This is a genomic window from Vibrio sp. 05-20-BW147 (assembly GCF_013369385.1).
GTDB classification, from domain to species: domain Bacteria; phylum Pseudomonadota; class Gammaproteobacteria; order Enterobacterales; family Vibrionaceae; genus Vibrio; species Vibrio floridensis.
In genome coordinates, this window is the sequence record NZ_SZTO01000007.1 from 69,246 (window position 1) to 92,247 (window position 23,002).

Below are 23,002 nucleotides of genomic sequence, written 5' to 3' on the forward strand. Positions count from 1 at the left end.
ACCAAAGTAAGCAATCCAGTGACAAAACCACAAGTAGAGAAAACTGATTTATGGGACATCTTAGAAAAATTCGCTGAGATTATAGTTCATTTATTTATCACATCAATCACTCTCTCCCATTCGTCTCATAAATAACACAATTAACAATATATCCACTTCATTATTCAGATAAATTATTATCAACTCCGCAATGAGGTTTGATCCCACCTACTTTCCTTCCTAAGCTTAGAAGTAAAGGTTATTGCAACCATGACCGTTGCTCTACTCGCTTAACTCTGGCCGACTTTCTTATCTCTGGCGGACAGACATAACGGCTCCTCATCCGGAGGTTAGAATGAAACTCGTCCCTATCGCTGCCGCATTTGTGGTTGCAACATCGCTACAGGTTGCCTCTGCGGCCAATGATTCTTCTCACACTGCACAGGCACACGTACTGAAAGGCAAAGCCGCAGCCCATTTTCGCTTGCCCGATCACGCCACGCTGATAAAGAACTATTCACTCAATGCTGATGGTATGCAGGCAAATCGATATCAGCAACGTTTTGAAAATGCGACTGTGTTTGGTGGAGAGATCAGTGTCATCGTCAATGCCCGTGGAGAAACCGCCGCTGTAATCGGTCGTCCTTACGAAAAGCTGTTGTCGAGCAACGAGGTTCAACTCAAAGCCGAAGCAGCGAAGGGCATCGTGATGATGAAGATCGGTGGGCATGGAAAGTGGCACGTCGAACTCTACATTGACCCCAATAACGGCCGATTTTTCTACATCGTCGAAAATCAACGTGTCGACAGTCGTTGGCACTATTGGATTGATGCGGAAACGGGCGAAGTCCTCAATGCTTATGACGGTCTCACCACTGGCAGCGGCACCGGCGTTCATGGTGATACCAAAGATCTGACCAGCCTAACGACCTATAATCGTGGCAAGTTTGAGATGGTTTCGAGCGATGGTCGTGTGACCACCTACGATGCCGGTGGGCGAAGCCGATTGCCCGGGACTCTAGCCACCGACGATGATGACAATTGGGTAACGCCCGGTCGCACTTCTCCAGGCCAAGCAGCACTCGTCGATGCGCATTTTTTTGCCAACGTCACCGATCACTATTTCCGTACGGTTCTTTTATTTGATTGGGTAGAGCACTACGCTCAGGGCATGGTTTCATCGGCTCACGTCCGCAACAACTATAACAACGCCTATTGGAATGGCTCTCAAATGGCTTATGGTGATGGGGACGGCGTCACCTTCGTCAATCTGTCTGGTGATTTAGATGTGGTCGGACATGAGCTTTCACACGGTCTGACCGACGCCACTAGCGATCTCATCTATCAAAACGAATCTGGCGCATTAAATGAAGCTTTCTCTGACATCATGGGAACCAATATCGAGTTCTTCTATGGCAGCGGCAACTGGACGATCGGTGAAGACATTACCCCTAGCACCAATGGTATCCGCAATATGGCCGATCCGGGAGAAGATGGCGACCCATCTCACTACAACGAACGTTACACCGGAACAGGGGACAATGGAGGCGTCCACATCAACAGCGGGATCATTAATCACTGGTATTACTTATTGGTCAACGGAGGACAAAATTCCGATGGGCAATTTGCTTCTGGTACGGATGTCTCTGGCATTGGTTTGAGCGCAGCAACGCAAATTGTCTTCAGCGGCTTTACTACCCTTCCTCCCAATGCCGATTTTTGCTTGGCGCGCAGTGCGACCGATGCGGTTTCTGGAACTTACTCTTCAAATGTTCTGGCTGCCTGGAATGAAGTGGGGGTGACTGAAACCCTCTGTAGTGGCGGCGGTAGTGGTTCAGGCGGCACTGGCGGTGATATCGCGATATCCAATGTCAGTAGCCGCACCATCAAAGGAGTGAAATTCCAAATTAGTTGGGAAACCGATGTGGCTTCTTCAACTGAAGTGACGTTCAGCTGCTGTGGAACCTACGTCAAAAATGAACAGGTGACGAGTCATTCGTATAACTTCAATGGTTCAAAAGGGGTGGCTTACGAATATTACGTCACTTCAAAAGTCTATGATGCTGCTGGTAATGTCACCTCAAGCGCCACTGCGGGGCCTTTTGTTCACCAAAACTAGCAGAATCATATTGTCAACCTTCCATAATGTCCTAGGCCCAGCTCATGCTGGGCCTCTGTTTCAACACGGCTGTTCAGGTTTTCGTTTAGTTCGTCAGCCAAAAAACCAAAGCGCCAATCACCACACTGGACAACATAATAGGCCCAACACGGATCCAGAGTTTGCGATCACCAATGGCCATCACCATGCCACCTTTGACTAGCGTATTCACCGATGCGGCGATAAAAACTCCCAGTGTTGCAGTGGTAACACTTAACCCCTGTGTGCTTTGTCGCCCCAAGGCCAGCGATATCGCATCCACATCGGTGATACCCGAAAGCGCAGCCAGCATGAGCGTGCCCGCACTTCCAAACCAATCAGACAGCGCATGTGAAAGCAACATGATCACCGCCAAAATGACACCAAAGAACAACGCCGACTGTAACGCTAACGGGTTAGTCTGTTTGCCAGGTTGTTCGTTAAACGCCACTTCACTGTAGCGCCATATCCACCAAGCTGGTAGATAAAGCGCGGCCATCATGACCAAGACAATCGGCCATAAATGAGCCACTAAAGCCGGATTGAGCACAGACAAAACAATGAGTAAACGAGGAAACATAGTACCGCAGCTCAATAAAATGCCACTCGCCAGCAAAGGGCTAATATTGGGCTCCTCCCGCGATAGATTGGAGAACTGTAAGGTTAATGCCGTTGAAGAACTTAAGCCTGCAAAGACCGAGGTGAACAGCACGCCACGTTTCGCACCACCGATCTTAATCGCGAAGTAACCGACAAATGAAATGCTAGCGATCAACACCACCATCCACCAAATCTCATAAGGGTTAAGGGCGTTCCAAGGACCATAAGTTTGATTGGGTAACAAAGGCAATAACACCACGGAGATCATCATGAGCCGCAATGCGGCGTCTAGCTCGTATTCTTGCAATCGTTGTAGGCCTTGGTGTAGCTCTTTTTTATTGTCTAGCACCACCGCGGTAATTACGGCGGCAGACGCTGCCAACACAGCTTCCCCAGCAACCGCAAGGCTGCCAATGACAAAAGTCACGAGCAGGCTCACCACACCAGTAATACTGATGTCTTTGCTATTTTTCTGCTGAATGATGAAGGCGATAGAGGCAAGCGCAACCAACGCAATAAGGGCAAAGCCAAGCACAAACGGTGAGGTGTGGCTGGCCAGTAGCGTGGTTAAACCACCAAAAAGACCCACCAAAGAGAACGTCCGAATTCCAGCAACACGACTGCCTTCGGCGCTGTTTCTCATTACCCAGCCACGCTGTGTACCAATGATGGCACCGAGCAACAAAGCGATAATGACATTCCAGACTTGATGTTGACCACTGACCAGTTCATTGAAATCCATAAGAGACTCCTTTGACGATGGGGTAACTTAAGTTTAACTACTTTTGTAAAAGGTTCTGTGAAGTGGCATCCGTTGCATACAATCGGTGAGAAAAAGCTGAAAAAACAAACGCTACCCTGTTGAATAGCGTTTGTCTTTGCCTTAGCCGTGGGTCACTATTTTCGCGGGTGACGCCATCTGTGTCTCTTTTCCGTCCAGGGGTCTAACACGAAACAAGATGGCGTAAAACAGCGGGATAACCACCAATGTCAACAGGGTTGCAAACAACAAACCAAACATGATGGTGACCGCCATACTCTTGAAAAATGGATCCACCAGCAATGGCGCAACGCCTAAGATGGTGGTCAATGCGCCCAATAATACTGGCCTTGCTCGGCTCATCGCAGCATCAATGATGGCTTGGAATGCTGGCTTACCCAATCGAGCTTCCACATCCGCTTGATCCACCAAAACTATCGCATTTTTCACCATCATACCGATCAAACTCAAAAAACCGAGAATCGCCATGAACTCGAACGGGGTTTGAAAGACAATTAGGCCGATGGTCACACCTATCACGGCGAGTGGTGCAGTGAGCCAAATCACCAGCGGTTGTCTCAAGGCGTTAAACATAAAGATGACCGAGAGAATCATGGCAGAGAACCCATATGGTGCTGATATCACCAAACCTTCATTGGCGTCATTCGAAGCCTTGTACTCACCATACCAAGTTAGCTCATAACCCGGAGGCAAAGGAATCGCCTCAATTTTCGCTCTAATGTGCTTAAACGCATCGCCAGTCATGACTCCCGGCGCAGGATCGGCTTGCACCAATATCGTTGGTACGCGATCGATGCGGCGTAAAATCGCGTCTTGCCACACCACATCCACCGATTCAATCAGTTGACTAACGGGCACGGATTGGCCAATTGAATGGCTAAACACCAACGTATTTTCAATCGCTCTAGCGTGTTGGCGTTCTTCTTGCGGTGCGCGCAAAACAATCGGAATTAAGTCATCTCCTTCACGGTAGACACCCACATTTTTGCCCGACAGCGTTTGGCTGATCGCTTGGTTAATCTCCTGATTCGTTAAACCATAGCGTTGCGCCTTTTCGGTTGAGTAAACCGGTCTCACCACTGGCATTTGTTGACGCCAATCATCTTGCACCGCGATCAGATCATTGTCTGCCATCATCAAGGATTTTGCTTGCTCAGCTAAACCACGCAGCACCGCACTATCCGGGCCTCTAAAGCCAGCTTCAATCTTTTTGCCACCACCACGGCCCAACATGAACTTCCACACTTTAATCGACGCATCGGGATACTTGGCGTCTAACTCGCGTTGCAAATCGGGTAACAGCGCCGCGATCTTTTGATAGTCGTCAATATCTATTAACAACTGACCATAGCTGGTGTTGCGTGCTTCTGGTGAGTAGGTCAGCATAAAGCGCAAACCACCACCACCGATAAAACTGGTGATGTTTGTGACACCCTCTTTGCTTGCCACATCTTGCTCAATGTCTGCAACCATTTGCTCGGTTCGACGAATATCCGATCCCTGAGGTAAGTAAACATCTACGACAAACTGCGCACGTTGTGAATCCGGCATAAAACCAGGTGGAATGAATTTCATGCCCCATAGCGACGTGAACAGCATGGCAAGAATTGCCATCACGCTCACCACTCGATGTCGCAACACCCATCGGAGCAACCCACGATACGCACTCATCATACCGCCAACGGGTTGATCGCTCGGCACCGTTTTGACCTTCAAGAAGTCATGACAGAGCATCGGCGTTACTGTGACAGCAAACACCCAGCTTAACAGCATGGAATAGAGGATCACCCAGAACAATGAGCCTGCGTACTCCCCCATATCGGAAGGTGAAAGACCAATCGCACTGAAGGCGCAAATGCCCACCACCGTACCACCCAATAGTGGCCATTTAGTCGCATCCACCACCTCATTGACGATCGTCAGCTTGTCAGCCTTTGGCTCTTGCTGCAATCGCACCAAAATACCGTCAGTCACCACAATCGCGTTGTCCACCAGCATCCCTAACGCAATGATCAAAGCACCGAGTGAAATGCGCTGCATCGCGATGTCATCGATGAGCATGATGCACAACGTTCCTGCTACCGTCAGCAACAGCACAAACCCAATGATGATGCCCGAACGCATCCCCATGAACAGCAGTAGCACCACAAACACGATAGCAACAGCAGCAATCAAGTTGTCGATAAAGTTAGCCACTGAGGCACGTACCGAATCCGATTGCATCGAGATAAGATGAAGATCCATCCCCAGTGGCCGCTGGCTTTCCAATTCAGCTAGGCGTGCTTTCACCGCATCGCCCATTTCCACCACATTGCCCCCCATCACATTGGAAATACCAAAGCCAATGGCGCGCTCACCATTGTAACGCATCAACATTGTTGCTGGCGTCTTGTAGCCACGAGTCACCTCAGCGATATCAACTAAGCGAATCACTTTGCTGTCACTTCCTAGCCCAACTTGCAGGTTGCGAATGTCGTCTAAAGAGCGGATCGAGCTATCGGGAATCACTGGTAAGCGCATCGCATCGGTTTCAATGCTACCCGCCACTGTAATCAGGTTCTGCTTTTGCAGCACTTGAGTCACTTTATCCAGCGACATGCCCAACTGTTTCAAACGCTCCGAAGAGATCTCGACGAAAATTTGCTCTTGTTGTTCCGCCAATGTCGCGGTTTTGGCAACACCAGGCACCAGCACCAAATCACGGCGCAATGTATCAACATAATCTTGCAGCTGTTTATCAGAAAAACCGTCACCGGTTACGGCAAAGAAAAGGGCGTAAACATCTGAGAAATCGTCGTTGACAATCGATGGCCCAGCTCCCGGAGGCAGTTGACGCTGTACATCGGAAATCTTACGACGTAGCTTATCCCAAACCTGCTGGAGCTCCGCCGAACTCTTAGCGAACTCGAGTTTGATCTCGACAGTGACTTCCGACATCCCTTGCTTAGAGACCGATTTCACTTCTTTTAATTCTTGAAGCGATTGCACTGCGCCTTCAATCAGATCGGTCACTTCGTCAGAGACCTCTTGCGCAGTGGCACCGTTATACGGCGTGTTGATCACGGCTTGACGAATAACAAACTCCGGGTCTTCAAAACGCCCCAGTTTCAGGTAACTGACGTACCCTCCCAGTAAGATTAAAGCAATCAGCACCCACACACTGGTGCGTTTCGCAATGGTGTAACTGGCAATATTCATTACATTGCTCCTTGAGCGGATTCAGTATAAGGACGTACCTCCATTCCTTCGCTCAAGGCGCTCGTGCCCGCTATCACCACGGTTTCCCCCAACTGTAAGTTGGCGTTAATCTCAATGCGATTTTGCTGCAAATTTCCCACCTCAATAATGCGTTTGTGCACTTGATGTTCATTGTTCACCACCCAAACGTATTGGCTCCCTTGGTTATCTGACACCACCGCGGTTAAAGGTAAAGTCATCACACCCATTGCACTTTGATCAAACTCTGTGCGATCAGGCCGTACTTTCACCGTCATCCCAGGAAGCACGCGATAGCCACTGACATCAGTAAAAGACAACGTCACGGCATAAGTTTGTGTTGCCGCATCGGCTTGAGTCGAATAGTGCTTCAGGGTCAAAGGAAAACGGTGCTTCGGAATCGCCGCGAGTTCGGCAAACGCTCGTGTGCGATGACGTTCTGTCAGCATCACGGTATCTGGGATATTGACCAAGACCTCGAGCTGATGCAGGTTGTGCAACGTGATAATCGGTTGATTGGCTTGAATCTGCGTATGATTGTCAACCTGCTTTAGCCCCACTACACCAGTAAATGGCGAGTAAAGACTGGTGTATTCCAGCTTACGCTGCGCTTCTTCAACCCTGTTTTTAGCCAAATTAAGGCGAGTGCTTAACGCATCTAGGTCGCTTTGGGTGATGGCGCGACTTTTCTCAAACACCGCCTTAGCACGGGCATATTCAACTTGCACGTTATCAAACTCTGACTGAGCGGAAGCAAGCGCGGTTTGCGCATCGCGAGCATCAAGCTGGGCCAGTAATTGACCTTTCTTCACCATGTCTCCTTCGTTGACCAACAGCTGTGTCAAACGACCAGAAACACGAAAGGCGAGATCGGCTCTTTCTGCCGCTTGCACAACACCATTGAAACTCAGTGTTTGTGCCTGTTGCGATGCAACTTGCTCAACCAACGCAGGACGAACAACAGGCACACTGATCACATCCGCTGCCGGTTCACTGCAACCCATTAACATCGCTGATGAAATCATTGAGACCAACAGTGCTTTGCTTCGCCTTCCACTCATAAACGTTTTTTCCACAGCCATTTTCCACCTAGTTATACAGCCAAAAGTAAACTTACGAGTTTATTTTATTTAAAAAATGCAAAAGGTAAACTTAAAAGTTTACACTCTAAGTCTATTCTTGCTTACTTTGCGGATTTGAGCAGTAGCAAAAGTGGATTTTGGGATAGATTCATTCTTAATAGATATAAAAAATCAATATCATACTAAGAAAACTTGGTGTTATTGGTTAGCGGTCGAAGCATACAGTCTTATGAGCCCGCCCAGAGCATTGATTGGCGGCGGTTACGGGACTATCAACAACGTCAACCATACCGCTGTTGTTTATCCTGGGAAGAGATTACGATAAAAAGCCCCACATTGTTTGTAGAGGGGCTTTCATCATCAAATGAGCAATAGTGTCCGCTTTATCGAAATGTTAGACATCTTAAGAACCGTTAACAGCGGTCGTTAAAGGCAAGTTTTGCGACGTCACAAAACGGCATCGGTTTGTAGAAGTAATACCCCTGAACCAATTGAATGCCCTGCTGAGCAATAAAACGTAACTCGTTTTCCGTTTCAACGCCTTCGACGACGATCTCTGCGCCAGTGATTTTAACCAGTTCACTGGTTAAGCGAAAAAGCTCTTGCCCTTTTGGATTGTCGAGGTTTAGTACCAATGAACGGTCGATTTTGACTTTATCAAACTCAAACTTGGAGAGATAACCAATCGAGGAATAGCCCGAGCCAAAATCGTCCAGCGCGATTTTGACACCTTTTTCTCTAAGCGCATTCAGCACCCTCTGCGTACTTTGTGCGTCTTGAATCAGTAACTCTTCGGTGATTTCCAGTTCCACTTGAGTAAACTCTAATGCGCTTTCTTCAATCATGCTGATCACCAGTTCAGCGAAGTTGGGAATCAAGCACGTTTCTGGAGAAATATTGATCGACACTTTAAAACAGCAGTTCACCGCCAACGGTGACACCTCGATTAAGGCCGTCCTGACAACCCACAGATCCAGTTCTGTCGTCAGCTTCAGCGTTCGAAAATCATCGAGAAAATAAGGGGGGGAGATTTTTCCATCATGATCTTGATGTCGAATCAGCACCTCTACCGAATTAATCCTGTGATGCTCCAAGTCAAACTGAGGCTGATAAAACAACACAAAATTGCCAGTTGCCTTCAGTTGAGCCACCCGTTGTTGAGCTGAGAATTTTTCCATCATGTTGGGAAAAAGCGGGCTTGTGCGTCGGCCTTGTTCGATAGCTTCATAGTCAAAAAAATCGTCCGAAGCGGATTTAAACAAGGTGCTATCCGTACTGGCAATGTGGTCCATGCGACGGAAGAATGGATAATAAATCAGGATCCCCGCCAAAATGATGATGATTTGCAAAATCGCCGCCGACAGATGACCACCAGTGGCAATGTAACCACTCCAAATCGGCGGAGACATCCAACTGATGACCGCAGAGATTGGTGGCACCAATCCGAAAAACGTAGCGTAGTAAGCAACGACCAAGCCAAACACAGGGACCAATAGGAACGGAACAATCAAAATAGGGTTGAACATGATGGGCAAGCCGAAAATCACCGGCTCGTTGATGTTAAACACGCTAAGAAGCAATACCGCCAAACCTAAAGAACGGTAAGCTTTATGTTTCGTCAGTAAAACCATGCAAATCACTAAGCTCAAGGTGTTTCCAGCCCCACCGATGCCAGCGTAAATATCATAGAAATTGCTGGTTAAAATTGGCAACGGTTCGCCTGTTTGAGCGCTAATGTGAAATGCCGCCTGCGTCATTTCATAAAGCTCAGCCTTATATGGTGCAAGCACAATGTGTCCATTGATGCCCAAGCTCCAAAACAAGTTTCTCGCCAGTTCATAGACAACGCCATGGGTTAAACAATCCAAGGTCAGCGACGGTAGCATCCACTCAGAGACCTGCGTGAGATCGACGGCTGTGCTTAACAAGAAACTGAGAATGCTGTAGAGCACCACCAACAAAAATGTCGAAGCGACAAGATTAAGTGATTGATCAACCACATTCGGTAAACCAGAATTTACAAACCAGCCACGCTGTGTAGCACAGCGAATGGTCAAACTCACTAATACTGGAATGATGATCGCCAGCGGGTAGTTACTCGGCACAATCGTGCCCTGTTGTAGCAAACCCCAGTTGTGGCAGACCAAAAAATAGATCAGCAGCGCAGGGGTAATAACGGTGACTTTGGAAAGTTTGTGCAGCGATGCTAAAAATAAGCTGTAGTAGACCAGTAAAAGAATGGGAAAAAGGCGCCACACAATGTCGCTGGCTCGTAACACTTGCCCAGCGACATCGTCATACCCAATCAAACCAAGAAGATTGCTGATCAGCGTGCTAAACGCAGAGATGAGGGAAATTGGTAGTAAAACAACAAAGGTATTACACAGACCATTTAAATAAGCATTGCTTGATAATTTTGTTAGTAACGAGAGTAAGGGTAATTTTTTCATTAGACCAGATGATTTCAAACATCAAGCCATTGCATTCTTAATAACAATCCATAAATTACAAATCATCATTAAAATAAATACCATGACTTATTTAGAAAAATTAGCCACACCGTAATTCCATTTGAGTTCAACTGTAGACAGAAGAAAGTTGCTCTTTCAACTTAGGCAAGATTATATTTTTATTTCCAATCATAGAAATAAAAATAATATTAAATTAAAACAAATAAACCCAAATTATCATTAGCATGAATCTTGGGGCGTGAACAATACGCCCCAAACTCGATAATTACCATTTGAAAATACAATCGTAACGATAGAATTTTTCAATTTATCGCATTAGGATGACGGGATTGATAGAGCGACATAAAATCTTGTCTTATCAGACTTTCTAAGTGTACTGCTTTTTCTGTTGGGCAAAAAATCATGAAATTAACGACTTGCTCACCTGCTGGCGCACTCGAGATGTGAATATGTGGTTCCGCACCAGGCAAATCTACACCTGCGTGTTTTTCGATCATGGCATTATAACGTTTCGCAACGTCCGAAAAATAATGACAATGTTCTTCTATTTTATTTTCCAACTCTTCTAACATTGGATAGAGATTGACAAAGTCAGGCACAACAATGGCAAAGTTATGATAAACATAACGCTTCATAAAATTTAAGTTTTTCACCGGATAAGTAAAAAACATACTGTTGGGCAATGTCACTGTCTTTCCAGTGTAATGATATTGACCGTGGTTTAAGTCTATTTCTTGGATCACCGTTGCCATCATATTATGATCAATCACTTGACCTGATATTTTTCCTACTTCAATCCAATCCCCTACGCGAAATGAGCGTGAGCTAGCACGCTGTATCGAACCAGTAAAACAGAGAATAATTTCTTTTGACGCCACCACAATCGCTACCGCAATGGCGGTCACCGATAGCGCAAACTGGTTGATTTCCGATTGCCACAAAACAAACAGAATTAAACTGGTGATGGCAAAGGCACCGTTTTTGGTGCGAGACATCCAGCTACGTTGCTTTTCCGTGATGAAGGCCACTTCGCCACGAATACGAGCCAAGATCACTTGTCTCACTAAAACAACAAAGATGATGATCAATGCTGTGAAGAAAAGCTTATGCTGCAATAAGAATTCAATGATCAGCTGTACTTTTTCCACTCTAAAACCCCGGTGTGTAAATGATGTTCTGTACTTTAGCGCGCTACTCTATAAAAAAACCGACATTAATGGAAATTGGTAGTGATAAAAACGTTAACTTTTGGGAAAATCAGTCAATCCCGCCATCGTTTGACACTTGTTGGTGTCACCGTAGTCAACGCGGTGTTAACGATATTTGGCTGACGAGATAAATTGATCGAAGCTTTCACACCATACAATCGCCGTTGTGTAGTTTGCCACGTCCACATCACTTGGAATGGGCAGAATAAAACGGTCAAATGTTTTGACATCTCCAACACGGACCAACTGCTCTTTGTTGGCTAAGAAGTCAGCTTCTGTCTCAATAAACGTTGGCGATAGATAAAGCTTATAGTCGGGACCTGGAGCGAGTTCACCCGAAAAAGCAATACTTTGCGCATCAATCACAAGCTTGCCTTCTCCCCAATGTAAGAAATCGCTGTCAGCACGATCGCGGCTAAATTCCCCTTGATAACTTGGGGCAAGCATGACGCTTGCAACCGCCTGTTGAGAGGGGCTCGTAGGTTGAATCAAAATCGGCAGAAGATAAATCCCTAACCCAATACCACAAACCAACATCGCGATGTGAGAAATGATTAAAAGTCCGTATTTCATGTTCTGTGTTCCTGTTTCTTTTTCTATCATCAACTTTTAACGTGCTTCAACGTGTAACGCTTGGCGAATCAAAGATTGTCGTGACGATGGGTGATGTTGGTTTTAAATTGGGTGAATGAATAGAGAGTATATACCCTAGTGACTTCAAAATGCTGGGATCTAGGCGGTATCAGCAACATCAAATCAATACACATCAAGAGAAAGAAAAGTCCGAAGGTTATCACCCTCGGACTAGATTAGAGCATTCAACATGGATCCTGATAGGGGATCCGTTTCACCTTTGCTTATTGCTTTTTAAGACGGTAGAAATCAGCCAAATCACCCGTGATCTTCTGACCGTTGATGTCGAGCATCATCAGCACATTTTCGCCAACGAAGTATTGGTTCAGTGACCCCTCTCCTTCCAATGTCACCACACTGCCACTCTCGTCCCAGTTAAAGTGGCCTTCAGACTTGAACGTACCATCTTGTTTGCCTTGGTAAGTTTCTTCTAAAACGTAACTGCCATCGTTGTTCAATGTTAAGGTCACATCGATACCGCTGCAATCGGCGCAAGGTAGAGTACCGGTATACGTACCATTCCAGTCCAATGCGTTTTTCGCATTGTGCGCACTATCGACAAACGTTTCAGTGGTCACAACATCCGTATCCGCAGATTGGTTAGGCTCCACCACGACAACAGCTTGTGTCTCTTCGCTAGGCGTGGCTGCAGGGGCTTGTGCTTGCTTGTCATCTTGGCAGCCCGCTAAAAGAATCACCACACCACCTAACGCTAACATTGTCTTTTTCATTTGATATTCTCCATATCCATCACTGTCACTCTATAGTAGCGAGCCTTTCAATTTTCACGTCAATAGAAAGTCATGCTGTGATCGTTTCCGGTTAGAAATTCTCTGCAATGTCAATATTGTGTTGCCAAGAAAACGCCAACTGCTCACACCAGTAGGAGACACTACTAAAGCGATTAAATAGTGAACAATAATTTAACAAACTAAATTTTTATACATTTTTATTGCATAGATCCGCAAAAATGCTAGCATAAGCCAAAATGACAACCGATGCAGATTAGTAGCATGTCTATTCAAGTAAAAAGCGTTAATAAATCTTATGGTTCCAACCAAATTTTGCACAACATTAGCTTTGAGTGTGCGAAAGGCGAAACATTGGTTTTACTTGGCCCAAGCGGTGCGGGTAAGAGTTCTCTACTGCGTGTGTTGAACTTACTTGAATCCGCAGACAACGGCCAACTGACCATCGCGAATCAAGCCTTTGATTTTGCTTCTTCTCCAAGTGAAGCCGATGGCCTGCTGCTGCGTCGAAAAGTCGGCATGGTGTTTCAACAATACAACCTCTGGCCACATCTCACTGTGATTGAGAACCTGATTGAAGCGCCGATACGAGTACTGGGCGTCGCTAAAGCAGAGGCGATTGAGCAAGCAAGAGAAATTTTGGCGACCTTGCAGCTAGCGGATAAAGCGGATGCATGGCCGTTGCAACTTTCTGGTGGCCAACAGCAGCGTGTTGCGATCGCGAGAGCATTAATGATGAAACCGGAAGTGCTGCTTTTTGATGAACCTACCGCCGCTTTGGATCCTGAAATCACGAATCAAGTCGTGAAGATCATTTCAGGCCTGAGTGATACTGGCATCACCCAAGTTGTCGTTACTCACGAAGTCGATTTCGCTAAGAAAATCGCTAGCCATGTCCTTTATCTCGAAAAAGGTCATATCGTTGAGCACGGCACCAAACAAGCTTTCAGCGAACCGCAAACCCGCGCGTTTGCCGAATATTTAAAACACTAACAACCCATCCAATCGGTTTAGTTTGATGGCGACAAATCACGCCAAACCTGAACAGAACGGAAATGACGATAAGCTGACTGTTCGTCTTTGACGTCAGCGCACAGATAGACACGGAGTATTGCAATGAAAAAGATTTTACTGGCGTCCCTTATCGGCCTTGTTTCTGCCAATGCAGCAGCGCAACAAGAGATTAAATTTGCGATGGAAGCCACCTACGCACCATTCGAATACATGGATGAGAATAATCAAATCCAAGGTTTCGACGTCGATTTAGCGAACGCACTTTGTAAGCAACTGGACGCAAGCTGTTCCTTCCATAACCAAGCCTTCGACAGCTTGATTCCTGCTCTGAAATTCAAACGTTATGACGCAGCAATCTCAGCGATGGACATTACCGATGCACGTTTAGAACAAGTGGCTTTTAGCGATGCGTACTACGACAACTCAGCGGCTTTCGTGTCATTTGCAGGCAAGGTCGCCGACCAAGCAGCACTGAAAGGCAAGCGTGTAGGCGTACAAAATGGCTCTACTCACCAAAGCTTTTTGCTAGAACAAATGGCTGGCGTTACTGCCGTACCATACGCAAGCTATCAAGATGCGTTTCTTGATATGAAAAATGGTCGTATCGATTCCGTGTTTGGTGATACCGCGGTTGTGGCTGAATGGTTCAAGAAAGAAAACAATCTCGCTTATGTCGGCGAGCACGTCACCAACGCACAATACTTTGGTAATGGCTTTGGTATCGCGGTCAACAAAGACAACCAAGCCTTGGTCGACCAACTGAATGCCGCTCTAAAAGCGGTGAAAGCAAACGGCGAATACCAAGCAATCTTCAACAAGTACTTCGGTAACTAATATGGCATTAACGGGTTACTCTCTTTCTCTCGCCCAAGCAAGCTGGATGACCATCCAGCTTGCGCTGGTCAGCTTAGCCGTCGGTTTAGTGTTAGCGGTTGTTTTCGCCGGTGGCGAGATGACTCGCCACCGACTAGTGAAATGGCCAACTACTGCGCTGGTGACGGTGCTACGCGGCTTGCCTGAGCTTTTGGTGGTGCTGTTCATCTACTTTGGCTCAACACAAGTTCTGTTTCTACTGACTGGCGATTTTATCGAGGTAAGCCCGTTTCTTTCTGGTGTGATTGCCCTTTCTTTGATTTTTGCTTCTTACGCTTCTCAGACCATTCGCGGCGCATTGAAAGCCGTTAATAAAGGCCAACGTGAAGCGGCCAGTGCTCTAGGCATGAGCAAAAGTCGTACTTTTTTTAGAATTGTGTTACCCCAAGCGGTGCGCCATGCGCTGCCGGGACTCACCAACCAATGGTTGGTGTTATTGAAAGACACGGCGTTGGTGTCATTAATCGGCGTGACGGATCTTCTCAAGCAAGCGCAACTGACGTCGGCGGCCACTCATGAAGCCTTTACTTGGTATGCCACCGCAGCGGCCATTTACTTAGTCATCACGCTTGTAACCCAGCGCGCAGTAAAAATCATCGATACCAAATTTTCCGCACAAGGACTGAGTCTTGATCAAGGAGCCAAAGCATGAAAGAACAACATCTCTGGCAACTGTTAGAAGGCTTAGTCACCAGCCTTGAGCTGACAGCGGTTTCACTATTGGTGGGCTGTATTTTATCGTTGCTGATGACCGCGACGCTTATTCTACGCACACCTCTCTTACACTGGTTCAGTCGCGGCGTGATTACCTTGTTCACCGGCACGCCACTGCTCGTACAGATCTTTTTGATTTATTACGGCCCAGGCCAGTTTGACGCCATTCGCGACAGCTTTGTTTGGCAATGGCTAAGCCAGCCTTGGTTTTGTGCCATGCTGGCACTGGCTCTAAACACGGCCGCATACAGCACCCAATTGTTCAAAGGCGCATTCAACGCGATTCCATCAGGGCAGTGGCAAGCTTGTCGCGCGCTTGGGATGAACAAATTCGTGACATTGAAGGTGTTGCTACCTTACGCACTGCGCCGCGCCGTACCAGCTTATTCCAACGAAGTCATTTTGGTGTTCAAAGGTACCTCGTTAGCGAGCACCATCACCATCATGGATCTGATGGGATACGCGCAACGCATTAATGCGCAAACGTACGATACCTTGACGGTATTTGGTGTGGCCGGTGCTTTTTATCTCACCATCAACGCCATCATGACGCTGATTTTCCGCCAGGTAGAGAAAAAAGCGCTCGCGTTTGAAGCACACTGAAAAGCCTATCTTGCATCACATTTCGGCCGAAAAATTTCCATCTTTTCGGCCATTTAGCCGCTAAATGTTCTATTCGGTCGCTTTTTTGACGACAACTAGCCGCGTTCTCACTTTTCCCCTCTTCGTTGCCTATCTTTTGCTCTAAAGTAATGCTATCGCAATGCCAATTTTTTAGGAGAAGAGATGGGAAAACAGTATTTGGAGTTAACGCCGCAACACATCGACTTTATTCAACAGCAAAAGATTTTCTTCGTCGCAACCGCCGCGGAAACAGGCAGCGTCAATCTCTCCCCAAAAGGAGGAGACTCGCTAAGAGTTATCGACCATAAAACCATTGTTTGGCAAAACTTAACGGGCAGTGGTAACGAGTCCGCGGCTCATACGATTAAAAACCCACGCATGACTCTCATGTGGTGTGCGTTTGAAGGCGCACCCTTGATTCTTCGCACTTACGGCAACGCCACCGTACTTCATCAAACTGACCCACTATGGCAAAAGTACCTTGCCCTTTTCCCGGCCAGCGTCGCTACGCGGCAACTATTTGTGTTGGACATCAACCTAGTGCAATCCTCTTGTGGAATGTCGGTTCCATTGTTTGATTATCAAGGTGATCGAGACGAACTGGCGGCATGGTCAGAGAAACAAGGCAAAGAAGGCATTGAGGCCTATTGGCGCAAGAAAAATCAGCAAAGTATTGATGGTTTTGAAACGGAAATTGTCATTCGCACGGGTATCGAGAATTGATAAAAAAAGCCACCACTTTTCAGTGGTGGCTTCGCTTGTCGACATGACTCGGTCGCAATTATCGAGGATCAAGACCCAGCTTTTGCAGTACCAGTTTGAAGTTCTCGCGACGTTCTTTTACGTTGTGAACATCACCTGTCGAACAGGTCAAATCCGGACAACCACGGTTAACGATACCTGAGACGTCATCGATAAATTGAGAGCCTTGCAGACCGCTGTCCACGTACTTCTTCAACTCATTGTAGTAGTTCCAATCCGCGTATTGACCACCTTCATCGTTGTAGGCTTGTACTGAGGTTACCCAGTAGAAAAGACCTGCGATCCACTTGATCTCTTTATTCTCTTCCGAGCTACAAATCAGACCTGGGTTAGAACAGAAATCCAATTCTGCATAGAGTGGGTTCTCTGGTGGTGCTTCTACCGTGACACCGTCAATCGTTTTACCAATGGTTGATGGATCAACGTGCGAGCGACCTAGGTAGTGGTTGAGCGTACCGAAGTTTTGACGACCTGTGGTTTGGATAACGCCACGACCCCACCAGCCACAGCCTTCTACGCTTTCTTGGCTGCTGCCATCCCAAATGAACTTACCGGCTTTCTGGCCAACGTAAGTCTTACATTCGTCGCGTTCCCATACTTGTTTTGACGTATCCACGTTTTCAGGAACATCGTTACAGTGACCGTTGTTGGTCCAACGACCTGCCGCACCGTTCACCAATAAACCGCGCTCTTCCAGCACGGCATCAGGCGCTGCGAAGACAGGAGCGGGTGCGCCATACCATTTCGCATGCGTCAGAGCACTCACTTCCATCTTGGCATCGCGTGGACAAGAGTACGCATGATCCAGACCAGAGACTGGGTTGACACCGTAATCTGCGTATTTCTGACCAAGTTGACCACAGCTAGCGGTCATTGGGTAATCCGTTGGCGCGCCGTATTTCACTTCAGACCAGTTGTTTTCATCACACGCGTTGTAACGAATGGTCTCTTGCATACTTTGTGCAAGGAACGCAGCAATCGCGACTTTCGCGTATTTGATGTTGGTCGCATCATCGACTTCGTCGTCCATCAGCCAGAACTTGTTACCCGCCACACCAATGTTGTGCATTGCGTTCAAGCCATCGAGGAAGTCGTTCCACTTGTACACCGTTGACGGAACCCACTGAGACTGTGGCGTTTCGTATAGGAAAGCTTCGTTGTTCATTACACTCTCAGCGTTGGCTAACTCTTGGTTTAGCGCTTCAATGCGAGTCAATGAACCTTTCTCTAGCTCTTCACCCACGTAGTACAGTGGCACTTTCGCCGTTTGATACAGTTCAATCTTGCTGGTGAGTGCAGGTGAGTCTTGATCAAACATCAGTGCAAACACGTTACTGTAAGCCGCTTTACGAATTTGCTGCTCACTTTGTGTATTGCCCATGAAGTAGTTCGCGGTTTGCTCTGTCGGCATGTTCGCGAGCATTGCCGGTGCTTCAACGTAATCTGTGACCTGTTTGACGAACTCGAGCGCGTGATGCCACTGCGCGCTGGTTAGCGCCGCCGTCTCGCTCGACTTAGTAAACGCGACAAAGTCCGCTTTATTTACAGAATCCGCTTGGTAAAGCTCGAAGCTATCCAGCAAATCCGCAGATAAGATCGACGCTTCATCCCATACCGATTGACGGCCAGAATGCGTATCGTACGCGAACTCACCAATGCTCAATGACCAACCGAATGTCGCTTGTGGGGCAAGTGTCGTGAAGATCAAGTTGTGTGCATGCGCCCAACCTTTCACGTCATCACTCAGTGCGTTGATCGCATCAATATCAATACGGCTGCCCGTGATATCAATGGCGTTCGTCAGGGCTTGTTTAACCGCAACGGTACCAAACGACGCACCTTTGTCTCGCGTGGCAAGATCCAGAACATCCGATTGAATCACGATAGATGCTGAGCCTGCGTTCTCGGCCTGCTCTAGGACAGAGACAAACGAACGTGTAAGCAGCTCTACATCTGTTAGCGCATCACTGCTGCTTGCTTCGACCGTCAGAGTATTTGGAGCTTGCGTTGATGGGCTCGCCACAACGAATGTGTTTGGCCAGCCAGCCACTTCTAGACGCACTGGGTCCATTGGGTTACGCAATGATAGTGCAGGCGCAGTACCCGGCTCTGTACCGTCACAGTTTAGGTGCAATGACCACGAGCTATCACTGCCAGGAACAGATTGCGTCCAGTAAACCGCTGAGTAAGCAATGTTTTTGTGCACCATAATGTCACCGCCTGTTGCGTGATCACCACGAGTCCAATCTGGGTACACGTTGAAATCGGCACACAACCCACCGGTTGGCGGAGGGGTCGGTGTTTCTACTTTTTCAACGGTGATGCTAACACGAGCGGTTGATGTGAGGTTTTGCGCATCGGTGGCCACCGCTTCAAGCGTGACATCACCCACTTGAGATGCCGTCCAATTGCATGAGTACTGACTTTCCGTCGACGCGTTAAACTCACAAATTTGCTGGTTGTTTGCTGTTACGATAACGCGCGACAAATCATCATCAGCGTCCGTTGCGCGAACGGTGATCGCAACGGTGTTACCGTCTTCAAACTTAGAGCCATTCGCTGGCGAAATAAAGCTCACTTCCGGGCTTACAAAGCTTGGCTCATCTTGAATAGAAACCGCAATGCTGCGCTGCTCAACCACTTGGTTATCCTGGCCTAGCACCACCACTTTGAGGGTTGCGTTACCCACTTCGCTCGGCGTCCAAGCGTACGAGTACGTCGTTTGGGTTGAAGTGATACTACGTTGACCTAGCTTGCGGTCGTTTGCCCAAAACTCAAGAGTTGAAATCAAATCACCGTCAACACGCGCTTGGATTGTTGTCGCCTGATCAACAGTAAGGGTTTGACCTTGTGTTGGTGCCACAAATGTCAATTCACGCACGACAGGATCGAGCGGTGGCTCAACCTGCTTCTCTTTGACCGTAATGCTGACGGCTTGTTCTTGTGTTAGACCAGAGTTACTTTCCACCATCGCTTTAATCGTGTGTGGACCCACACCAGCTGACAGCCAATTTGCTTGGAAAGGTGCTTGTGTTACGCGTGCGACTTGTGTGTTGTCGACAAAGAAAGTCACCGCTTTAACAGTGGTGTTGGTTGCGGTTACGTTTGCAAGCATGGTAACCGCTTGGCCTTCTTCAAACTCCGCGCCATTCATTGGTGAGGCGATTTTCAGAGAAAGCTCTGGCTCCCCCACTTCATCGTCAGCAATCAAGCGAATCGTATCTTGTAGCAGAGTCATATCCAGCACACCGCTCACACCCAGCGTTAGCTCAATGCGCTGACCAGCAGGTAGTTGAGATTTCACCCAGCTTCCGTTATCAAAAGCCAAAGCCAGCGTGTTTTTGAACACGTTTCCTTGCGCATTGCTACTGAAACTCATATTGGGGTAGCTGATTCCAGCCGCTGACCAAGAAGGCGAGGACATCGTTAGGTTTGAATCAAACACTATTTTGGCATCGCGTAATTCAATCGCTTTCGATCCTGTATTGGTAAGGCTCACCTTGTATGTGTTCCACCATTGGCTTTCAGAACCAACAATTGAAATTTCGCTATTTACTGCCGCCTGAGCGACAGGAAAAGCCATACTCACTGCGAGCGCAAGGACAGTAGGCACTAACCTTAGAGCTTTATTATTCATAATTGGGCAACTTATTTAGTGATGATAATTTACATACCCAAATAGCCTCAAGATGTTTGATTCAGAACATAGGATGAATTTGCCATTCAATCACTAGATGGTTGAATAAATCATACTCTTTTAATATAAACAAAATCGTTCTGAACCCAGAATCTTGAAACCATTGAGATATATCCATTATATGAATCGCTCATCCATTTATTTCATTTCGCCGATGTAACAAAGTATTTCAATAAAAATTAAATACAGGTTTTATTTCTCAACAAAACGGTTTCTCACCCTAGATAATTTTAGATTAAAAATTAGATCTCAGTTCCTATACTAAGAAAGAAAAAATAACGATTCATCATCTATCCAAATAGATACGATGAAAACAAAATAAAGACATATGGTTTTGTAGGAATATTCTCTCAAGGAAATATTTGTGTGTTTTAATAAAGATGAAATATTTAGTTACATATTGTTCAAAAACAAACCAGAGCACAGTTAGTAGGTGAACGAAAAATCATAACCACCTCCAATGATTATTAATATTTTTAATTTATACACTGAATTGTATAAATTAATTGAGGGAATTATTTAAAAACAGTCACAGAGACTCGCCGAAGAATCATAAAGAGAACGATTGAAAAGGCTGCGCTACAGACTTATCCGCATCAAATGATGCCTTCTAGAAACAAGGCCATACTCGCAATCTAGCAGTCGGTTTCCTGAAACGATAGTGATCGCCTCTGGAGGTGTCACTATTTCATTCTATACGCCTTGGATCGTTTTGCATTATCCCCTTGCATATAAAGGGATTTTCACCAATAATTCACCGATTGACTTTACCAATTGTTAACACTTTTCCACCATTCAATCAACGCAAGGAAGTAAGATGTTTCTCGATTATTTCGCATTGGGATTGCTTGTTTTCGTCGCTTTGGTCATTTTCTACGGCATCATCGTGATTCACGATATCCCTTACGAAATCGCTAAAGAACGTGAACACCCACATCAAGACGCTATTCACTACGCAGGCTGGGTAAGTTTATTCACTCTACACACCATTTGGCCTTTCCTTTGGATCTGGGCAACTTTATGGCGCAAAGAGCGCGGTTGGGGCTTCCAAAAACTCGAAGAAGAACAGCACGACATGCACCATCGTGTTGATCAATTAATTGATGAAGTCAAACAGCTTCGTGAGGAAGTGGATCAATTGAGAAATGCGCAACGTGCGCCTGCCACGCCCGTCGTTACCAGTGAAGAGGAGAAGCAATAATGGATTTACTGTTGATCCTCACTTACACCGCATTGTGTATTGCGATTTTTAAGATTTTTAAGATCCCATTGAATAAATGGACGGTACCTACCGCGGTTTTGGGTGGCGTGGTGCTCATTGGTACACTGATTTTATTGATGAACTATAACCACCCATTCACTCAATTGGGCAACCAAGTTTACTCAACCACTCCAATCGTGTCGGGCGTTCGTGGTCGCGTGATTGAAGTGCCCGTTCAAGCAAACCAACCGCTCAAACAAGGGGATGTGCTGTTCCGTATTGATCCTATCCCATTTGAAGCAGAAGTGGCCAAGCTCGAAGCTAAAGTCAAAGAAGCCAGCCAAGGTGCACTTGGATTGGAGTCCACACTGAAGGAAGCGGAAGCGGCCGTTATCAAAGCCATCGCCGAGCGTGATAAAGCGAAACGCGAATACGAACGTTATAAGCGTGGCTACGAGAAAGGCGCATTCACAGAGCAGCAAATGGACACCACTCGTCAAGCGTTCAAAGCTGCGCAAGCCGCTCTTGAAGTCGCACAATCGAAGCAAGAGCAAGCGCAGATTGCTTTGGATTCCGAAGTCGGTGGTGAAAACACTCAGGTCGCACAGCTATTAGCGGAATTGCGCAAAGCACAGTTTGACCTTGAGCAGACCGTTGTGCGCGCTCCGACCGACGGTTATGTCACCCAATTGGCGCTGCGCCCGGGTGTAATGTCAGTGCCATTACCACTGGCGCCTGTGATGACGTTTGTCCACAGTGAAGAGAAAATCTACACGGCGGCATTTCGTCAGAACTCACTTCAACGCCTACAACCGGGTTTTGAAGCCGAATTCATGTTCCGCGCCTTGCCAGGTAAAGTCTTTAAAGGTGAAGTGATTGAGGTGCTTCCAGCCATTGGTGAAAGCCAATTTCAAGCTCGTGGCGCACTACTCGGCACGGAAGCGCTGCGCACCAGTGGCCGCGTATTTGCGACGTTGCGAATCACCGATGATTTGAGCGAGTATCATCTGCCAATGGGCACTGCGGTGGAAGTGGCGGTGTACTCAGACAGTTTCACCCACGTCTCCATCATGCGTAAAGTGCTTATTCGTATGAAGAGCTGGCAAAACTACCTCTATCTCGATCATTAATTTTACGTTTTATTGTAATCAGGGGCTGACATTAAGCCCCTGATTGCTTTCTAGACATCCAGACAGATAGCATTCCCACTTGAGGGTTTCTTCTGTATAATGCGCGCCTTATTTTTCCACTTGCTGAAAAA

The 23,002-nt window shown here is 46.9% G+C and carries 16 protein-coding genes; 8 read left to right on the plus strand and 8 right to left on the minus strand.

Going from position 1 to position 23,002, the window contains the following annotated elements:
• Positions 1-334 precede the first annotated feature (334 nt).
• On the plus strand, positions 335-2,098 hold the full coding sequence (locus FC652_RS07920; RefSeq protein ID WP_176298148.1) for a M4 family metallopeptidase: 1,764 nt from the start codon (positions 335-337) through the stop codon (positions 2,096-2,098).
• Between the two features lie 85 nt (positions 2,099-2,183).
• On the opposite strand, the gene FC652_RS07925 is transcribed toward FC652_RS07920, so the two are convergent.
• From FC652_RS07925 to FC652_RS07955, 7 genes are all read right to left on the minus strand, one after another.
• Complete coding sequence (locus tag FC652_RS07925) at positions 2,184-3,458, minus strand: MgtC/SapB family protein (RefSeq protein ID WP_176298149.1); 1,275 nt, start codon at positions 3,456-3,458, stop codon at positions 2,184-2,186.
• Between the two features lie 141 nt (positions 3,459-3,599).
• On the minus strand, positions 3,600-6,695 hold the full coding sequence (locus FC652_RS07930; protein WP_176298150.1) for an efflux RND transporter permease subunit: 3,096 nt from the start codon (positions 6,693-6,695) through the stop codon (positions 3,600-3,602).
• Entirely contained in the window at positions 6,695-7,774 is a 1,080-nt protein-coding gene (locus FC652_RS07935) for an efflux RND transporter periplasmic adaptor subunit (protein ID WP_176298151.1), read from the minus strand. Before FC652_RS07935 ends, FC652_RS07930 begins: the two co-directional genes overlap by 1 nt.
• A gap of 434 nt (positions 7,775-8,208) precedes the next feature.
• A complete protein-coding gene (locus tag FC652_RS07940) occupies positions 8,209-10,245 on the minus strand; it encodes an EAL domain-containing protein (protein ID WP_176298152.1) in 2,037 nt (678 codons plus the stop codon).
• A 323-nt stretch (positions 10,246-10,568) separates the two neighbouring features.
• A complete protein-coding gene (locus tag FC652_RS07945) occupies positions 10,569-11,414 on the minus strand; it encodes a mechanosensitive ion channel family protein (protein ID WP_176298153.1) in 846 nt (281 codons plus the stop codon).
• 165 nt (positions 11,415-11,579) lie between these two features.
• Positions 11,580-12,047, minus strand: a complete 468-nt coding sequence (locus FC652_RS07950; RefSeq protein ID WP_103185966.1) for a DM13 domain-containing protein — start codon at positions 12,045-12,047, stop codon at positions 11,580-11,582.
• A 284-nt stretch (positions 12,048-12,331) separates the two neighbouring features.
• Complete coding sequence (locus tag FC652_RS07955; RefSeq protein ID WP_011152523.1) at positions 12,332-12,838, minus strand: copper resistance protein NlpE; 507 nt, start codon at positions 12,836-12,838, stop codon at positions 12,332-12,334.
• Between the two features lie 282 nt (positions 12,839-13,120).
• On the opposite strand from FC652_RS07955, the gene artP reads away from it, so the two are divergent.
• From artP to FC652_RS07980, 5 genes are all read left to right on the plus strand, one after another.
• Positions 13,121-13,849, plus strand: coding sequence for an arginine ABC transporter ATP-binding protein ArtP (artP, locus tag FC652_RS07960; RefSeq protein ID WP_011152524.1), 729 nt, complete (start codon positions 13,121-13,123; stop codon positions 13,847-13,849).
• Positions 13,850-13,972: 123 nt separating this feature from the next.
• The gene (locus FC652_RS07965) at positions 13,973-14,704 is read left to right on the plus strand and encodes an arginine ABC transporter substrate-binding protein (protein WP_045595878.1); all 732 of its coding nucleotides are present in this window, start codon (positions 13,973-13,975) and stop codon (positions 14,702-14,704) included.
• A 1-nt stretch (position 14,705) separates the two neighbouring features.
• Positions 14,706-15,395 (plus strand): arginine ABC transporter permease ArtQ, encoded by a 690-nt coding sequence (gene artQ, locus FC652_RS07970; RefSeq protein ID WP_176298154.1) that lies wholly within the window; start codon positions 14,706-14,708, stop codon positions 15,393-15,395.
• Positions 15,392-16,060, plus strand: a complete 669-nt coding sequence (gene artM / locus FC652_RS07975) for an arginine ABC transporter permease ArtM (protein ID WP_015728208.1) — start codon at positions 15,392-15,394, stop codon at positions 16,058-16,060. Before artQ ends, artM begins: the two co-directional genes overlap by 4 nt.
• A 183-nt stretch (positions 16,061-16,243) precedes the next feature.
• A complete protein-coding gene (locus FC652_RS07980; protein ID WP_011152529.1) occupies positions 16,244-16,804 on the plus strand; it encodes a pyridoxamine 5'-phosphate oxidase family protein in 561 nt (186 codons plus the stop codon).
• Positions 16,805-16,862: 58 nt separating this feature from the next.
• On the opposite strand, the gene FC652_RS07985 is transcribed toward FC652_RS07980, so the two are convergent.
• Complete coding sequence (locus FC652_RS07985) at positions 16,863-20,480, minus strand: Ig-like domain-containing protein (protein ID WP_176298155.1); 3,618 nt, start codon at positions 20,478-20,480, stop codon at positions 16,863-16,865.
• Between the two features lie 877 nt (positions 20,481-21,357).
• Here FC652_RS07985 and FC652_RS07990 point away from each other — a divergent pair.
• Positions 21,358-21,741: a DUF3302 domain-containing protein gene (locus tag FC652_RS07990; protein WP_011082385.1), complete on the plus strand. Its 384-nt coding sequence runs from the start codon at positions 21,358-21,360 to the stop codon at positions 21,739-21,741.
• Complete coding sequence (locus tag FC652_RS07995) at positions 21,741-22,871, plus strand: HlyD family secretion protein (RefSeq protein WP_011082384.1); 1,131 nt, start codon at positions 21,741-21,743, stop codon at positions 22,869-22,871. The genes FC652_RS07990 and FC652_RS07995 overlap by 1 nt, the downstream gene beginning before the upstream one ends.
• Positions 22,872-23,002 lie beyond the last annotated feature (131 nt).

Bases quoted from the DNA above. Each gene is read 5' to 3' on its own strand.
- FC652_RS07920 (WP_176298148.1), top strand. From the start codon at position 335: ATGAAACTCGTCCCTATCGCTGCCGCATTTGTGGTTGCAACATCGCTA.
- FC652_RS07925 (WP_176298149.1), bottom strand. From the start codon at position 3,458: ATGGATTTCAATGAACTGGTCAGTGGTCAACATCAAGTCTGGAATGTC.
- FC652_RS07930 (WP_176298150.1), bottom strand. From the start codon at position 6,695: ATGAATATTGCCAGTTACACCATTGCGAAACGCACCAGTGTGTGGGTG.
- FC652_RS07935 (WP_176298151.1), bottom strand. From the start codon at position 7,774: ATGAGTGGAAGGCGAAGCAAAGCACTGTTGGTCTCAATGATTTCATCA.
- FC652_RS07940 (WP_176298152.1), bottom strand. From the start codon at position 10,245: ATGAAAAAATTACCCTTACTCTCGTTACTAACAAAATTATCAAGCAAT.
- FC652_RS07950 (WP_103185966.1), bottom strand. From the start codon at position 12,047: ATGAAATACGGACTTTTAATCATTTCTCACATCGCGATGTTGGTTTGT.
- FC652_RS07955 (WP_011152523.1), bottom strand. From the start codon at position 12,838: ATGAAAAAGACAATGTTAGCGTTAGGTGGTGTGGTGATTCTTTTAGCG.
- artP (WP_011152524.1), top strand. From the start codon at position 13,121: ATGTCTATTCAAGTAAAAAGCGTTAATAAATCTTATGGTTCCAACCAA.
- FC652_RS07965 (WP_045595878.1), top strand. From the start codon at position 13,973: ATGAAAAAGATTTTACTGGCGTCCCTTATCGGCCTTGTTTCTGCCAAT.
- artQ (WP_176298154.1), top strand. From the start codon at position 14,706: ATGGCATTAACGGGTTACTCTCTTTCTCTCGCCCAAGCAAGCTGGATG.
- artM (WP_015728208.1), top strand. From the start codon at position 15,392: ATGAAAGAACAACATCTCTGGCAACTGTTAGAAGGCTTAGTCACCAGC.
- FC652_RS07980 (WP_011152529.1), top strand. From the start codon at position 16,244: ATGGGAAAACAGTATTTGGAGTTAACGCCGCAACACATCGACTTTATT.
- FC652_RS07985 (WP_176298155.1), bottom strand. From the start codon at position 20,480: ATGAATAATAAAGCTCTAAGGTTAGTGCCTACTGTCCTTGCGCTCGCA.
- FC652_RS07990 (WP_011082385.1), top strand. From the start codon at position 21,358: ATGTTTCTCGATTATTTCGCATTGGGATTGCTTGTTTTCGTCGCTTTG.
- FC652_RS07995 (WP_011082384.1), top strand. From the start codon at position 21,741: ATGGATTTACTGTTGATCCTCACTTACACCGCATTGTGTATTGCGATT.